This window comes from Paenibacillus sp. ALJ109b (genome assembly GCF_010747435.1).
Classification (GTDB): Bacteria; Bacillota; Bacilli; order Paenibacillales; family Paenibacillaceae; genus Paenibacillus; species Paenibacillus taichungensis.
Window position 1 is genome coordinate 57,354 of record NZ_JAAIFP010000008.1, and the last position, 16,127, is coordinate 73,480.

The 16,127-nt window shown below is 46.9% G+C and carries 15 protein-coding genes and 1 pseudogene; 11 read left to right on the top strand and 5 right to left on the bottom strand.

Features of this window, described 5'->3' with window-relative positions; all coding sequences use genetic code 11:
- Nucleotides 1-141: 141 nt before the first annotated feature.
- Nucleotides 142-1,338, bottom strand: a complete 1,197-nt coding sequence (locus G3352_RS09990; protein WP_163756122.1) for a MalY/PatB family protein — start codon at nt 1,336-1,338, stop codon at nt 142-144.
- 330 nt (nt 1,339-1,668) lie between these two features.
- Between G3352_RS09990 and G3352_RS09995 the strand changes: the two genes are divergently transcribed.
- Nucleotides 1,669-2,364, top strand: a complete 696-nt coding sequence (locus G3352_RS09995) for a stalk domain-containing protein (protein WP_163756124.1) — start codon at nt 1,669-1,671, stop codon at nt 2,362-2,364.
- Between the two features lie 245 nt (nt 2,365-2,609).
- On the opposite strand, the gene G3352_RS10000 is transcribed toward G3352_RS09995, so the two are convergent.
- Nucleotides 2,610-4,610, bottom strand: coding sequence for a S9 family peptidase (locus G3352_RS10000; RefSeq protein ID WP_163756126.1), 2,001 nt, complete (start codon nt 4,608-4,610; stop codon nt 2,610-2,612).
- Nucleotides 4,611-4,953: 343 nt separating this feature from the next.
- Here G3352_RS10000 and G3352_RS10005 point away from each other — a divergent pair, with 343 nt between their 5' ends.
- The 6 genes from G3352_RS10005 (at nt 4,954) to G3352_RS10030 (ending at nt 9,100) form a co-directional block, all read left to right on the top strand.
- Complete coding sequence (locus G3352_RS10005; RefSeq protein WP_163756128.1) at nt 4,954-5,535, top strand: STM3941 family protein; 582 nt, start codon at nt 4,954-4,956, stop codon at nt 5,533-5,535.
- 37 nt (nt 5,536-5,572) lie between these two features.
- Complete coding sequence (locus tag G3352_RS10010) at nt 5,573-6,439, top strand: aldo/keto reductase (RefSeq protein WP_163756130.1); 867 nt, start codon at nt 5,573-5,575, stop codon at nt 6,437-6,439.
- A gap of 190 nt (nt 6,440-6,629) precedes the next feature.
- Complete coding sequence (locus G3352_RS10015) at nt 6,630-7,040, top strand: GntR family transcriptional regulator (RefSeq protein WP_090893961.1); 411 nt, start codon at nt 6,630-6,632, stop codon at nt 7,038-7,040.
- Nucleotides 7,033-7,731, top strand: coding sequence for an ABC transporter ATP-binding protein (locus G3352_RS10020; RefSeq protein WP_163756133.1), 699 nt, complete (start codon nt 7,033-7,035; stop codon nt 7,729-7,731). The genes G3352_RS10015 and G3352_RS10020 overlap by 8 nt, the downstream gene beginning before the upstream one ends.
- Nucleotides 7,728-8,468 carry a hypothetical protein gene (locus G3352_RS10025; RefSeq protein WP_163756134.1) on the top strand — a complete coding sequence of 247 codons (741 nt, stop codon included), beginning with the start codon at nt 7,728-7,730 and terminating at the stop codon, nt 8,466-8,468. The genes G3352_RS10020 and G3352_RS10025 overlap by 4 nt, the downstream gene beginning before the upstream one ends.
- A gap of 134 nt (nt 8,469-8,602) precedes the next feature.
- The gene (locus tag G3352_RS10030) at nt 8,603-9,100 is read left to right on the top strand and encodes an LURP-one-related family protein (RefSeq protein WP_163756136.1); all 498 of its coding nucleotides are present in this window, start codon (nt 8,603-8,605) and stop codon (nt 9,098-9,100) included.
- Between the two features lie 150 nt (nt 9,101-9,250).
- On the opposite strand, the gene G3352_RS10035 is transcribed toward G3352_RS10030, so the two are convergent.
- Together G3352_RS10035 and G3352_RS10040 are read right to left on the bottom strand one after the other, a co-directional pair.
- Nucleotides 9,251-10,144 carry a WYL domain-containing protein gene (locus tag G3352_RS10035; protein WP_163756138.1) on the bottom strand — a complete coding sequence of 298 codons (894 nt, stop codon included), beginning with the start codon at nt 10,142-10,144 and terminating at the stop codon, nt 9,251-9,253.
- Complete coding sequence (locus G3352_RS10040) at nt 10,092-11,447, bottom strand: helix-turn-helix transcriptional regulator (protein WP_163756139.1); 1,356 nt, start codon at nt 11,445-11,447, stop codon at nt 10,092-10,094. The genes G3352_RS10035 and G3352_RS10040 overlap by 53 nt, the downstream gene beginning before the upstream one ends.
- Nucleotides 11,448-11,906: 459 nt before the next feature.
- Here G3352_RS10040 and G3352_RS10045 point away from each other — a divergent pair, with 459 nt between their 5' ends.
- From G3352_RS10045 to G3352_RS10060, 4 genes and pseudogenes are all read left to right on the top strand, one after another.
- Nucleotides 11,907-13,400 carry a TROVE domain-containing protein gene (locus tag G3352_RS10045; RefSeq protein WP_163756141.1) on the top strand — a complete coding sequence of 498 codons (1,494 nt, stop codon included), beginning with the start codon at nt 11,907-11,909 and terminating at the stop codon, nt 13,398-13,400.
- Nucleotides 13,401-13,425: 25 nt separating this feature from the next.
- Nucleotides 13,426-14,232, top strand: coding sequence for a nucleotidyltransferase domain-containing protein (locus G3352_RS30865; RefSeq protein WP_205524805.1), 807 nt, complete (start codon nt 13,426-13,428; stop codon nt 14,230-14,232).
- Nucleotides 14,216-14,470 (top strand): annotated as a pseudogene (locus tag G3352_RS30870) (polynucleotide kinase); the annotation flags it as partial. The gene G3352_RS30865 and the pseudogene G3352_RS30870, both read left to right, overlap by 17 nt.
- Before the next feature lie 247 nt (nt 14,471-14,717).
- Nucleotides 14,718-14,969, top strand: coding sequence for an RNA-binding protein (locus G3352_RS10060; RefSeq protein WP_063567677.1), 252 nt, complete (start codon nt 14,718-14,720; stop codon nt 14,967-14,969).
- 191 nt (nt 14,970-15,160) lie between these two features.
- On the opposite strand, the gene G3352_RS10065 is transcribed toward G3352_RS10060, so the two are convergent.
- Nucleotides 15,161-16,081 carry an AEC family transporter gene (locus tag G3352_RS10065; RefSeq protein WP_163756771.1) on the bottom strand — a complete coding sequence of 307 codons (921 nt, stop codon included), beginning with the start codon at nt 16,079-16,081 and terminating at the stop codon, nt 15,161-15,163.
- Nucleotides 16,082-16,127 lie beyond the last annotated feature (46 nt).

Consider the following 16,127-nt stretch of genomic DNA (forward strand, 5'->3'; position numbering starts at 1 on the left):
TTTGCAATTTTACCGAACTCAGCGCTTTAATGAAACGATCGCGAGTTATTAGATGAAATTCTAGTTTCGTTGTTGGAACGAATTGTAGACACCTTATGCCCGATTCGTTAGCGTCTTTAATTTACTTTAACGTATTTCAATTTACTTGGTCGACAGCCTGCCCATTAGCACAGACAATCTGCGCATGGCTTCTTCCACTGTTGAACGTGGGCAGGCCAAATTTATGCGCATGAATCCTGTGCCTTCTGCTCCGAAGATACTTCCATCATTGAAGGCGAGTCCTGCTTCCTTGAGTAGCATCGTACACAGCTGCGCATGTGGAATATTCAACTTTCGGAAATCCATCCACAGCAGGTAAGTCGCTTCTGGAAGTCGGATTCCGATTTGCGGCATATGCTCAGCGACATACTCCTGCACGTATTCCATATTTCCGCGGATATAGGCAAGACAGTCATCCAGCCATTCTTCAGCGCCGTTGTAGGCCGCTTCGGCTGCTACTGCTCCCAACGTGCTGATGTTGGCAAGTCCCATTGTTTTCACGCCTTGCATGAATGAGTCCCGCAGTTTGACATTTGGAATGATGATATTGGAGGTGCAGAGACCCGGAATGTTGAATGTTTTGCTTGGTGCTGTACAGATGATGCTGAGATCAGCGACAGATTCAGAAATAAGGGCCAGCGGAGTATGCGCACCGCGTTCGTGGACCAGATCGGCATGAATCTCATCCGAAACGATGAGTACATTGTATTGCACGCAGAGTGCAGCAAGGCTTTGAAGTTCTTCACGAGTCCATACCCGTCCAACCGGGTTGTGAGGACTGCACAGAATTAGCATTTTGACCCGACCCGTCTTCAGGCAGGATTCCAGATGCTCCAAATCCATGGAGTAATGTCCATCGTTCTCCACCAACGGATTAGTCAGCAGTTCTCTGCCTTGACCACGTACCACATCATAGAAGGGTGCATACACCGGAGTCTGAATTAATACTGCATCTCCCGGTTCGGTGAACCGTTGTACAGCAATACTGAGTGCAGGAACAATACCTGGGGTGAATACAACCCATTCATCGTTAATGCTCCAGTTGTGACGTCGCTCCATCCATCCCGATAGCGCTGCGTGATACGCATCTGTTCGCACCGTATAGCCAAAAATACCATGTTCCATTCGAGTCTTCAACGCTTGAATGACCGACGGCGGAGCGGCGAAATCCATATCAGCAACCCACATGGGGAGCGCATCCGCAACACCAAAGATCTCCTCAAGCGCATCCCATTTCTCTGATCCCGTGGAGAGCCGATTAATCGGCTCGTCAAATGAATGATTATTGTTCTTGCTCATTGCTTAAATCCCCCTTGAAATCCGTTCCTTCGACTACAATCGACAGATTATTATCTAATAAATTTGGTGTTTTCGCAACTTGTAACAGCGGATGGATTCCATTTTATATAGAGCTGCATCCAGGAATATATTCATGTAATAACAATGATTCGAGTGTGCGTAAAGTAAAATAATGAAACGACTAATTTTGTGCGCCGCTGGTCCTGTTTTCCTCTTAAATCATGTACAAGCTCTCACCAGATGGTATTATGATTCCAACCTATGGTTTAACAACGAAGCAGCAACCGTACATATATTTTCGGTAATAGAAACAATCAGGAGGGATTTTGGATGAAAAATAAAAAGTGGATTTTAACCGCTGGTGTCTTCGGCATGGTGCTAACGGGATCAGCGGGGGTATATGCAGGAACGCAATTGGAAACCATCAAGGCTTATTTAAACCATGGGTTAGGCATTGAAGTAAATGGACAGAAGTTCACACCGACAGGTGACCAGGGCAAGAAACTCGCCCCCATTACGTATCAAGGCAGTACTTATCTGCCGATTCGTTCCATTGCAGATGCTTTGAACACGGAAATAACGTATGATTCGAAAACCGATAAAGTAAGCATCAGTTCCACAAGCTCCTCCAGTGGGTCCAGTTCCACAAGCAACAGCGGTTCGACTTCAACAACATCAACAGATAAAAACAAGCAGGCTGAGAGTGTAAAGGCCAAGTACTTACCAGCAGATTTCCCATTGCCAACGGATGCTAAGACAATTGTCCTGGTCGAAGCCAGTATAGATGGAGGTAACAACAAAATCGTCTTTACATATACAACAAAAGAAACGCTGCTGACGGTAGGCACATCCTACAAAGGTTATTACCAGAACAAAAACCTCACTCAATACAGCCAAGACGTACAGGGTGAAGGATTCAACGTTATTGCCCGTAAAGAAGGAAAATTTGCCGTATCCATTACTGGTTCACTTTCCACAACCGACAAGGATGTTAACGAAATAACTGTTGTATGGGAAGATGAATAAGAAAGCGTGACAACAAGTACTGGTAGCCATGCTTTGATAAAAATAAACATGGGATAGTAACGTAGAACGCAGTATCTACCCTATTTCCAAACGTCCAAACAGTAAAACCACCAGGGAAGGTCATGATATGACCGATTCTACTGGTGGTTTTTTCGCTGATCCTGAATTCTTCTCGCTCAGGTATACATAAGAGCAGAAGGAAGAATATATATCCTTTATTTCATAAATGTGATCTTATGATGGCGCTACAAGTACTCGTTAAACCATCCGGCAATATGCTCCAGACGACGTACCCTTAAGTGCGGGTGACCTCCGCGAGACAGCTCATGATTGGCTCCCGGGAAACGAATGAACCGAGTGGTCTGTCTGCGCCGCTTCAAGGCAACATACAGTTGTTCAGCCTGTTCAATCGGACAACGCAAATCCTGCTCACCATGCAAAATTAGTAGCGGCGTGTTGACATTACCCACGTATGCAAGCGGGGAGTGTTTCCATAACTTCTCGGTGTCATCCCATGCATTACCGCCAATCTGGTCTTCCGTGAAAAAGAATCCAATATCACTGACTCCGTAGAACGAGAGCCAGTTAGAGATGGAACGCTGAGTGACGGCTGCCTTGAAACGGTCGGTATGTCCAACAATCCAGTTAGTCATGAAGCCACCATAGCTGCCGCCAGTGACGCCCAGACGGGACTCGTCGATAAACGGATATCGGGACAACGCATAATCCATGGCTTCCATTAGATCACGATAATCCCCGCCGCCATAGTCACCCCGGCAGGCATTCACGAATTGCTGCCCGTATCCGAGCCCACCTCTTGGATTGATATATACAACAGCGTATCCCTGTGCTGCGAGGATCTGGAACTCATGCATAAACGTAAAGCCATACATCATATGTGGCCCGCCATGTATCTCAAGGATGGTTGGGACTTTGACCCCTTCCACCATACCAGCCGGTTTTAGCATCCAGCCTTGCAGTCGCAGGCCATCAGAGGAATCGAACCAGAAGGTCTCGGGTGTGCTAAGTTGGATTTCTTCATCCAGTTGAGGATTGCTATGGGTCAATCGTATAGGCTCGGCCCCAACTTTATCAGGTTGAGTATACAGAAAGAGATCACCAGGACTAAGTACGTCTGCTACGGCAGCCACAATCTGTCCATTTTCCAGCTCAGCAAACTGATAGAACTCTTTCTCGTCCGGCAAGATGTATTCGGCATGACTGCCGTCCCGTGCAAATCGGGCAATCCGGACACTACCTTCAATAGTAGCAAGACAGAGAATGGATGAACCATCACGACTGAATACCGGGCCCGTATTAGTCAGGTGTGAACGCATATCACCAACGAGGCTGTGATTGATCTGTACATCCCATTCCTTGCTCAGACATACGGGTTGGCCGCCTGAGATCGGAAGGGTATAGAGCTTGACCAACGTAGCATTTCCATAGGAGCGGTCGCTGGCAAGCAGTGCAAGGGATTGTCCGTCAGGTGCGTACGTGAGCCGCCCGAAAGAGTATCCTTCTGGTGTCAACTGCTGCACGTCAGATCCGTCAGCCTTGGTACGATACACATGGTTCGTCAGGGTGTAATCGTTATGCTCCTCACCCTCTTCCGGAAACTGAGCGATCCAGGCAATGGACTCTCCATCCGGCGACCAAGCATAGTCACCAACGTCATAATGGCCTGTCGTTACAGGGATCGCCTCTCCGCCTTCGATTGGAACACGGAAGAGATGGGTTCGTCGACCGTTCCACAGTCCACCACTGTCAGATTTCATTCGAATTCGATCCACCACAAGTTCTTGCGGCAGTTTTTTATCTATGTCTTCCGTTTCATCTTCGTCTTTTTCACTCATGTCCACAGATGACTTAACAAGCAAATTGAGCCCATCTGGTGACCAGAGCAGGGAGCTGACGCTATGCTTCAAATGACTGATTTGTTGTGCTTCTCCACCATCTGAGGCGATCAGCCACACTTGTGTTTTGCCTTCATGCTCTCGTAAAAAAGCAAGCTGTGAACCATCCGGCGACCAAGCAGGAGCGTGATCCTTATCCCCAGATGTGAAAGGTCTTTCCTTCTGGTTCTCCAGCTTAAGGAGTCTCAGGTGAGAAGAATAACCGTCTCGTGCTTCATTTGTTTTCCGACTTACATATACCAATTGTCCGCCCTGAGGAGACGGAGTTGGATCATTAACCCATGTAATCTGAAAAAGATCTTCCGATGTTATGCCGCGCAGACTCTTCATTGTTTGTCCTCCCGCCACGATTCAGATTGTTTTAATTTCCTAACCTTTCCATTTATATTAACGGAAAGCATGAGGCAGGACAACACGATTCTAACGAACGTACTCCTATTTCTTAACAATATCGCCTGTGCCCGAAAGGAATTATTGGAAGCATGACGAATCCTAATGTTGAATAGTCATGAAATAGACGAAAAGCTGTCTGAAAATGATGTTTAATGTCAGTTGAATCTGTTTAATGAACAATGCTATTTAAGTATATTTGATAATCCAGCTCATTTAATGAGCTGTACCCCTTTTATATAGATCATTCTTGTCTCAGTCACCATGAAGGAGGAGCATCACTTTGTCCACATCCTATGATCAACAGCACGTGGAATACCCGAGCCGGAAACGAATGGCATGGCTTACAGTGGGGGCGGCACTTTTTGTAGCAGCCGGATTTTTTCTGATGTTTGATGATTCTTCAGCCAAGGGATCTGCCATTTCTTCCGTTATAGGCTTGTTCTCCGTTTTATTTTTTGGGCTTTGTCTCTGCTACAGCCTGGTGAAGATGATTAAGAAGGAACCTTCCTTTGTTGTGGATGAGCATGGGTTTGTGGATTCATCTTCTTACACATCAGGAGGGCTAATTGCCTGGAAAGATGTTGAGAATATTTTTATGTATGAATTCATGGGACAGAAGATGATTGGGGTTAAATTGTGGGACGAGAAAGCGTTTCTGGATCGTCAGAATGGGATGAAACGCAAATTAATGACGGTAAACAGCAGCATGGTCGATGCTACGGTGAGCATTGCCCAGAACAGCCTCACATTACCACTGGACCAGTTGTATATCATGATGGTGGAGCGTTGGAAGCGATCGAATGAAAGGGCGAGTGAAGGGACGAGTGAAGGGAGTAGCTTTGATCTGTTTAATAATCAATAGATAGGAAGAAGAGTATTCTCAGATTGGAGGAGTACAGATGCAACAAGGAAATCAGATGCGTACGATCCAGCTGCCCGATGGGACAACACTGCCTGCAATCGGACAGGGAACATGGTACATGGGTGAGAAACAATCCAGTCGGAGAGAAGAAGTTCAGGCACTGCGTCACGGTATTGAACGTGGAATGACAGTAATAGATACGGCTGAGATGTATGCTGAAGGTGGGGCGGAAGAGGTCACTGGTGAGGCTATAAAAGACTGTCGCGATGATGTATTTCTGGTATCCAAGGTGTATCCTCACCATGCGGATCGGAAGCAGATGATTATCGCTTGTGAGCGCAGCCTTTCGCGTTTGGGTACAGATCGCTTGGATCTGTACTTGCTGCACTGGCGTGGAGGTGTGCCGTTGGAAGAGACGGTTGAAGCTCTGGAACAGTTGAAACAATCAGGCAAGATTCTGCGCTGGGGTGTCTCAAATCTGGATACAGAGGACATGCAGGAGCTCTGGAACGTTCCAAGTGGTCAGCATTGTGCAGTGAATCAGGTGCTGTATCATGCTGCTTCTCGTGGTATTGAATACGAGCTTCTTCCCTGGTTGAGAGAACGCCGTATTCCTGTGATGGCCTATTGTCCGCTGGCCAAAGGTGGCAGGCTTCGTAAAGAATTGCTGGAGCATTCGGTTATCCTTGAGATTGCCAAGGATCGAGGAGTCAGTCCTTCGCAAATTGCGTTATCCTGGGTTATCAGGGATGGAGACATACTGGCGATCCCGAAAGCTGTACAGCTGAATCATGTTGCAGAAAATGCTGCGGCGATGGATGTTATTTTGACCCAAGATGAAATTTTTCGGTTGAATAAGGCATTCCCTGCACCTAAGGGTAAAGTGCCTTTGGATATTGTATAGAAACTTCTTGTCAGACCGATTACATCATACAATGAACGTAGTTGAAAGAATTAAGAGTAATAAGAGCAGATCTGAGGATCTGTTCTTTTTTTTTGCATTTGAAGCCATTTTAAATAAATGGGCTTTACAACAACAAATCACTAGTGTACTATGTAACTAACACACAGATACAGAGAGGAGCGAGGACATTGTGAGCATCGAATTTGACAACAACTTGCCAATCTACCTGCAGATTATGCAGTACATCAAAAGACAGATTGTGACCGGAACACTTAAGGCAGGCGATAAAATCCCTTCGGTTCGTGAGCTCGCGGCCGAATTACAGATCAATCCCAATACAGTACAGCGAACATTTCAGGAGTTGGAGCGGGAAGAAGTGGTTGAAACCAAGCGAGGTCTGGGTCGATACGTGACAAGTGAGGAGTCGAAAATTATGACGATCAAAAAAGAGATGGCTGGTGAATTGCTGGAGCGTTTTCTGACAGGAATGCAGGAACTGGGCATCGAAGAACAGGATATCGTAAATATCGTGGCGGATGCCGTTGCAGAAGGAAAGCAATCACTGCATCGTGATGGCAGAGGAGGAACAGTGAATGAGTAATATTCTTGAGCTGAACCATGTGAGCAAAACATATGGCGGTAAGAAAGCACTTCATGACATCACGCTTGATATCGCACCAGGCCGAATTGTAGGTCTGCTGGGCAGTAACGGCAGCGGTAAAAGTACTTTGATGAAGCTGGTTGCAGGGCTTCTGCACCCCAGCAGTGGAGATGTTCGTGTCACGGGAAAAGCGGTTGGCTTGGAAACGAAGTCACTGGTATCCTTTATGCCGGACCGCCCATTGACCGAGAATTGGATGAAGGTAAGGGACGCGATCGCGTATTACCGTGATTTCTACGCTGATTTTGATCAAGAGAAAGCGAGAGAGATGCTTGATTTCATGAAGCTTGGAGAGGGAGATAAGGTAAGACATCTGTCGAAGGGCATGAATGAACGACTGCAATTAACACTGGCTCTTTCCCGTAAAGCTCGTCTTTATTTGCTCGATGAACCGATTGGCGGGGTAGACCCGGTTGCCCGGGGCAAAATTCTGGATGCAATTGTCAAGTTCTATGACGAAGACAGCAGTCTGATTATCTCTACGCATCTTGTAACAGATATTGAACGGATCTTTGACGAAGTCATCTTCATTCGTGAAGGTGAGCTGGTGATGCGGGAAGAAGTGGAGACACTGCGTCTCAAGTACGGTAAAAGTGTGGATGAGATGTTCAAGGAGGTATATGCGGAATGATGACACTGCTGAAGTATGACTTTAGAAGGAATTGGAATACATTGTTGGCTGGGTTAGCCGTATTGATTATCGTTCAAATTGGGCTGGCATTGTTTTTTTCTGAAGTAACAGGGAGTGTTATAGGTGTCATTGCATATGTCGGAGCAGGTGTGGCCATTTATGTGAAAATGATCAAGACATACCGATCCAATATCCGTTCGTTTAACCGTCGTCTTGTGCCGGTAACAGGGCTGTCTCACGTCTTGTCTCCGATCATATTCGGAACACTCTGCTGGCTGGGCTTAATGGTTGTTGCTGCCATTCACTACTTTATTTACAGTACAACGCATACAGGGATTAACTTTACCAGCTACATTAACGATTCGGGTATTCATCTTTCGGAGATTCTCAATGTGTTGCTGTTTCTCTGGTGGGTGGCTATGTTCAGTATCATAATCATCTTTCTCTCCATTTCTATCGGAGGCAGCTTCCGCTTTAAAACAGGACCATGGATTAGTATTGTCGCATTTTTCGTACTAGTCAATGTCATTAGCTGGCTGGAGAATATCATCTTCTCGGGTCGTTTTAATTCGAACGAATTATTTCATTTCACTGAAGAAAGCACAGCGCTCTCCTTTACGTCCAATCGGATTACATGGTCAGATGGAACATGGGCCAGTATTATTTTTGAAATCATCGTGGCTGTGATTTTGGTTGGTGTTGCTGTGTATCTGAATAATAAAAAAGTTGAAGTTTAAGATAAGATTCTGTCAGCTGTAATTTAGCTGGCAGATTTTTTATTTGAAGCAATTCCCATTTCTTATACGTAAATAGGGATATATGTCGTTTTACAATATGGGAGAAGGTTTATTTCTTGTAAGGGAGGAATTCCATGGAACTCTATTTCAGAGATAATTTCTTTAATGCAGGGTACACCGAGATTATGAACCATGAACAGGAACAGGCAGGTCATCTCGATTTGAAAAGTGCCTTTGGTTCATCGCTTGATGTATTCGATAACTCGGGACTCATTTGCAGTGGTAAATTCCGCATGTTTAGTAACCGTTGGGATGTGACCTCAGCCGATGGAAGGGAGTGGGGTGTCTTACGGGCGAGGTTCAGCTTTTTCAGTAAGAAGTATGAGTACGATGCAGGACCGCGTGGTGTGTATGATGTCTCCGCGCCGGCGTTTTCACATGATTATGATATCACCGGGATGGGCGGTAAAGTTGTGGCAAGCTTCAGGCGTACAAGTGGCTGGTTCGGTTCAGGCGCATTTGTGTTAGACAACCAATCAGAACATCTGGACACTTATGAAATGATAGCGGTTGTGATGGGTGTGCATGCGATTAATAAAAGAAGGAACTCGGCTGCCGGTAGTGGCGCGTAGAGAAAACATATGAACAAAGAGGCTGTCCCTCAGGTCGTTAGTATAACGGGGGACAGCCTCTTTGTATTATATTATTCTAATGAAACGAACACACGCTATTTGTCCCCCTATGCATAAGTTGGACGTTTAACAAATCACAACTAACAAGAGCTATGCAGAATCACTGCCGTCTGCATTGGCGAAAGGCTTTTCAATGGTGTGGCTGCGCACTCCTCCAGAAGTCCGTTCAGGCTTTGCTTCAAGCTCGGTTTCCGCATAGCGTGCCAATACTTTGGCGGCTGTCTCGGACATTCGCTCTCGAAGCGCAGCATTGTCTGCAATCCGTACCCGTTTGCCCAGAAAACGCATTTTGGACAGCACATAATCCATCTCATTCCGCGGGATGGTCAGTTCAATGCGGTACGTCTGTTGGGCTTCCACAAATTCCACCTGCTTCTCGAAGCAGGAAAAGGCATACAGAATTCGGGACAACTCCTGATTGAACTCCGGCAGCACTTCGATCATTACAGTCGTCTTCCGGTTTTCCGTTAAAATCGCGATTTTGGCAGCATATTGAGAAGCAGTTTCCGGTTGAAGCGGCTGAGCTTCCGCGGTAATGATGCTGTGCAGCTTGGTGGACATCAGTTTGTTGTAGAGTGGAGCATACCAGAGTACGTACCATTCTTTTTTGACCATGGAATATTCGAGCTTGTAGGGGTATCCAAACTGATCCTGGCTGATTCGTCCATTGCGTACACGCCCTGTCAAGCGAAACCCCTGATGATGCAAAATCATCTGCCGTAATGGTTTGAGCAGCGGATGAAAGACACTGTTTTCTTCACTTTTGGCTTTTTCGGTCAGGTAATCCTGAAGGTCCAGATCCTGCTCTGCATCCAGCATGTCATGCATTTTGTGCAACGTGTCAGGGTTTAGCGCTTCTGGTGCGGCAGGGTGATTCAGCATCATGCGCAGCCAGGCCCGTTCCTGGGATGTCCAGGTGAACAGTCCGGTTTCATTCAATCTCGTCATCATCTGGTAGTTGAACATCTTCTCGAACAGATTCATAATATTGCGCAATCTCCTTCCATTCCTTAATCATCTCCTGACGCAGCCTCTGTGGAGCGATCACCTCACAACTTGAGCCAAAACTCCGAAGCCACGGCTTAATCTCGGTGATACCGTTGACCTGGATTTCATACAGAAAGGTATGTTCCGTTTCGGGCGTAATCGTTCCCCATTGGCCTTGCAAACGAACCCGATCCAGAATGAAGTTACGTTGGCTGTCCTGAGGATGGAAGAAGCGGGCTTGAACCGTTACGGTGTTTCCCGTATCCACTAGCCAGCTGTAGCGGCTGATCTCGGCCCACTGTTGTTTCAATTCAAGCATATATCCTTCTTCAATCGAATCCTGTTCCTCCAGCTGTGTTATGCCTTCCATGCGGAATTTCACAAAGCCTCGGCGTCCCTGATATCCAATGACATACCAGCGGCCATACTGATGGTCATAGACCACTTCAAGTGGTACGATCCGGTTGGATCGTCCGCCTGCTTCCCGTTCAAAGCGTGGATTCGTATTCTGCGAGCTGTAGCTGGACGGTTTTTTGGGTGAATAGTACAGAAACTTGACATGTTTTCGTTGGCGAATTGCACTAAGCAGAGTGTACAGATGTGCTTCGTCCAGAATGCGTGAATAATAGTGGTATTTATATATGAATGGCTCGGTGGCTTCTTCCTGCGGATAACTTGCGGCAATGGCCTTTTTGAGACTGTCCCGCAATATATAGCCTTGTACGGACGGAACCTGAGTGTTTGCCATAATATCCACAAAATCATACAACTCCAACTGTTCTTCCACGGATAGACCCGTAAGTACGTCCTGCTGCAAAAGGTAACGATATGGCCTGCCGCCAGGTTCCTTGCGGATCACCCCCACTTCTTCCAGATACTTCAGATCGGAGCGAATGGTCTTTTCGTCAGGCAGCGCCAGTTCCTCTGGAAGTTCAGCGCAGCAGGCATCCAGTAATTCCATTGCTGTTAAAGCTTGATCTTGCAGGGTATGCAAAAGGACAGAAAGTCGCTGCACTTCAGTCTCTTTCATCGACTTGGCTCGAAAGAGGAAGAGCAGCATAGGCTCAGCAGATTCTCCGTACTGGAAGCGAACAAGGTCCGCCATTTCTTTGTTTGGTTCCGAGCCTGAGCGTTGGTCAGCGACGGTCTGCATGATTTCTTTTAATCTACGCTGGGTTTTATCAAAAGTATGTACGGATATACCAAGCCGTTCGGCATATTGTTTACGGTTGTAGGCACCACTTGTCAGGGACAGCATGCGCAGAAATTGGATTTCTTTATCAAAGCTCTCTTTAGCCATGAATATTCACTCCTTGGTGGCCTGGAGTCAGGCGAATGTATGGATGACTATGTTGGCAGAACAATTCTTCGTTATATAGAAACATTGGTGATCTTCCCATTTACTATATCCCTACATTGTATCAGGATGAGTGGCTGGTTTCATTTTAAACTTACGATAATTTAATGAGTTATGAAATGGGTACGTCGCCATACTTTCGCCATGTTCGGGTGCAGATGTGTGAGGCATAATAAGGTTGTGAAGCGGGGCAGCAACAAACTCTGCGGATCAAGGTTCCGAGGCGCCAGGGAGGGTTACTTCGACTGTTAATCGACCAGGTCGTTGGTTCGAATCCAATCGCCGCCGTTCATGGCGGTGTAGCTCAGCGGTAGAGCGGGTATTATACCTTCCCACCTTTTTCCTCGGAACATTTTATTATGGAATATCAGTAAATAGACTCACACCGGGAGGTCATGAGTGATGAGCAGAGCAAAACAATTATTTAGTCAACCTCAGCCAACGACACGTAATCATGGGGGCTACGGAGCCTATGACCGTTTGGTGGAGGAACAATATATACAGATGTTGATGACCAATACATTGAACAATACGTTTTATGCAGACACACAGCAACTGATGGATGATGCGATGGTCAGTCATCAGGAGATGGCTGAGGTCGATGCAGGGTTTATGGCGCGGGCGCTGGTCTATGCTCGTAATGAAGGCTTGATGCGGTTACAGCCTCTATACGGGCTGGCACTCTTGTCCAAGGTGGACCCGGATCAGTTTGCGAAAGTATTCTCCAAGGTGGTACAGACACCGGCTGATTTGGCCGATTTTCTGACGATTCTAAGAGGAACGGGGCGAGGACAGGGCGGTCGAGCGGTGAAGCGCCAGGTGAGTCAATTTTTGAACGGCATCACTGAATATTGGGCAATCAAATACAACGGGCGCGGCCGTGGATACAGTCTGGGCGATATGATCGCTACAGCACACCCCAAGCCGACAGATATGAAGCAGCAAGCCTTGTTCCGTTATTTGCGAGGACATGAAGTGGATCTTACAGACCTGCCGCAGTTGCAGGCGCTGGAAAAGCTGAAGGCTACCCCAAACCCTGCAAGTCGGATGCATCTGATTGAAAAAGGCAAACTGCCGTATTCGGTGGTCACATCGATCATGCAGCCGACACGTACGGTATGGGAGGCGTTGATGTCTCAGATGCCGACCTTTGCATTGTTACGTCATCTGAATGCAATGGATCGGGCGGGAGTGTTTGAAAAATCGAAAAATATCGATTACGTAACGGGTCGTCTAACGGATGCAGAAGCCCTGCGCAAGTCGCGCATCTTACCTTTCCGATTCGCCAGTGCATATGAAATGATCGCAAGAGAAGAGCTGCGCTCTGCTTTGCGGGAAGCGGTGGAGCTATCGATTGGCAACCTGCCATCGTTGCCGGGAAGAACCGCCATTTTTTTGGACCGCTCCGGTTCCATGCAAGGGGATTATTTGCGAATTGGATCGGTGCTGGCACTGGCGCTATATAAACAAACACGAGGCAACTCGCTGTTTTGGTTATTCGACCATATTGTTGAGGATGCTCGTCCCAAGATGGATGAAAGTATCCTTTCCCAAGCTCATCGGATTCGCGCACAAGGTGGAACCGACACGGGACGGCCTGTACGAGAGCTTCGGGATATTGGAGAGAAAGTGGATCAGATCATTATGATCACCGATGAACAGCAGAATGAAGGCAGTCCGTTATATGCTGAGCTTGTACGTTATCGGCGGATGATGAATCCGGACCTGAAAGCATTTATTGTGGATATTGCACCTTATCAGCAGGCAATGGTGCCGCCACGGGATGGCAATACCTTTTATATCTATGGGTGGAGTGAAACGGTACTGACGTATATTGCTGAGACTATAACGGGATATGATACACTTGCGAACCGGGTGAGAGAGGTAGAGATTTAAATTGGAAAATGTGGAGGCCACAGAGATGACTCATGTTCATGAAGAAATGAGAGATACGATTAGACAGCAGCTGAAGCAGATCGAACAGGAGGAGCAGGTGCGGATCATCTATGCCTGTGAATCGGGCAGCCGGGCATGGGGATTTCCTTCACAGGACAGCGATTACGATGTTCGTTTCCTGTATGTGAGACCGCTGGAATGGTACTTGTCCATTGAGGATAAAAGGGATGTTATCGAACGCCCGATCAGTGATCAGCTTGATATGAATGGTTGGGATTTGCGTAAAGCCTTGAAGCTGTTTCGCAAGTCGAATCCACCACTGCTGGAGTGGCTGCAATCCCCGATTCAGTATGACGAACCGTACAGCGTGGCAGAGCATATTCGTGCACTGTCGCCTTTGACCTTCTCACCAAAGTCCTGTATGTACCATTATCTGAATATGGCGAAGGGGAACTTCCGGGATTATCTACAGGGTGAACAGGTGAAGATCAAAAAATATTTCTATGTGCTGCGCCCACTGCTCGCCTGTGGCTGGATCGAACGTTATGATGCGATGCCGCCGATGGCATTTGAAGAGCTGGTGCAAGAGCTTGTTCCTCAGAGCGCGCCGCTCTATACGGAAATCCATGAACTGCTACGCCGGAAAAAGGCGGGTGAGGAATTGGATCTGGAACCGCAGCTCCCTGCGATACAGGCTTTTTTGGCAGAGCAGATCGCGCATTTTGAACAACTGGCCGCCCAGCTGGAGAATGAACAGATTATTCAATATGAAGAACTGGACCGGATTTTCCGTTTTGCACTGCAAGAGGTGTGGGATCCAACCTGCGATTAAAGTACGAGGTCGTGCGTATTTGCACATCATTTATGGCATGGATTACCTCGCACCGGACAATTTGTCCCGGCTCAGCAAACGCAAAACGTCCAAAAAAGAGCGCCACGCTCTGATGGAAAGTGCCTTGGGCATGGAAGGAATCGAGCGCTTTGTGCGCATGGAGCCTGTGGAAAGGGTGCATGAATGTGTGCTCGCGACATTGGCTTTGGAGTCTGAACCGGTGGACCCACGTTTGTAACAGGATCGATGAAGCATGAGACTTCTGATTCCTTTAGATGCAAGGTAATAGGGCAGGTTTGGTATATCCAAGCCTGTTTTTGTTTATTTTTCGTCAAAATATTTCATTCAAGATAATTAAAATTAGGAGTTTTAACGTTAATATAAATAACTAAAGCCCTATATGTTTCCTATCCGTTCTGGGTAATAATTAATAGTAAGCAAGTGGTGATTGGAATCTCACAACGTAACGATAGGGGGTAACCTGTATGGCGTCAATGATTCTGCTGGTGAAACAGACGGAAGACGATGAAAAGGTTATTTATCGATTCGGACCGAATGAGCGGAAGATGGGACTCATTGAAATGAATAAGGTCAAGGAAAGTGTGAAAGAGCTGGAACCTGTTCAGGTCGAGGGAGTGAGTCCAAGTTTTTATTTCAATCGGGCCGCGCAACGACTGGTTCGATGTTTGTTCAGAGAAGGCGGTAAGTTCCCTGAACGGACGACATGTGAATCTTAGTTTTTCTGGTCAATCATATAATGGACTTGATCAGATCGAATATGCAGGTAATAAAAGAAGTTCAAGTGCATCCGGAGACGGCTGTGTTTGGACTTTTTTGGTTGTGCCGGCTTTCTGCTGACTTCTCCTCAGACCAAATAAAGTCCACAGCTCCGTTGAGGAGAGTGGACTAGTTATTTTTGCGTATGAGGTCAGAACGTCTTCGCAAACGAAATCAGTGCGGTAATCGTAATGATGTTAAGCAAAGTCGAGATTAGCACCGTCTGAGCGGCAAAGTCTGGCTCGTTATCGTATTCCTCAGCCAGAATGGACGCATTGACTCCAGTAGGCATACCAGATGCGATAATAAGGGCCTGAGCGGCGATACCTTGCAAACCGAGCAGTAGTACAATCGAAATCCCGATGGCCGGGCCAATCAGCAAACGCAGAAATGTGCTAATATACACATCAAGACGATACAGGCGGATCGGATATTTTACAATTTGGGCACCAAGTGTCAAGAGTGCTACAGCGACCATACTTTGCTGCGCGTAAGTCAGCGGCATGGACAGGAAAGTGGGCAATGGAATATTCCCCATATGAAACAAAATGCCGAGCAACAGTGCATAAGGAACGGGCATTTTTAGAAATCCAATGATCACCGCACGGTAATTGCCTTTGAGCTTGGCACCCTGAATGGACAGCACACCATAGGTAAACGTCAGCAATGCCTGTAAAGACATGACCAGTGCCTGGATGGAAGAGGCCAGCGGATCACCACGAAATACCAGGGAGTTGATGGGCAGACCATAATTGCCTGCGTTGTCCAGCATGATGCTGTTGTTGAAGGCAGCCTTCATGCCTTTGTTCATGCGAAGCGAGCGTGCCAACACAGACCCCACAATATAGAGAATAAGTACATATAAGGCGTAAAAAAGCGTGACAGTTCCGAGCAATTCCCCCGACATATCGGAGTGGTACATGCTCATAAAGACGGCAGCGGGGGTAATACAATAGAAATTGATTTTGGCGAGGGTGTACAAGTCCAACTTGAACACCTTTTGCATCCAGGACCCGACGGCAATCAGGAGAAAGACGGGCAGGACGACTTCAAGCATGATGTCTGCAATCATCAGTTCAGCTTCCTTTTTCATGAAAATTTCAGTCCGATTTCGAAAA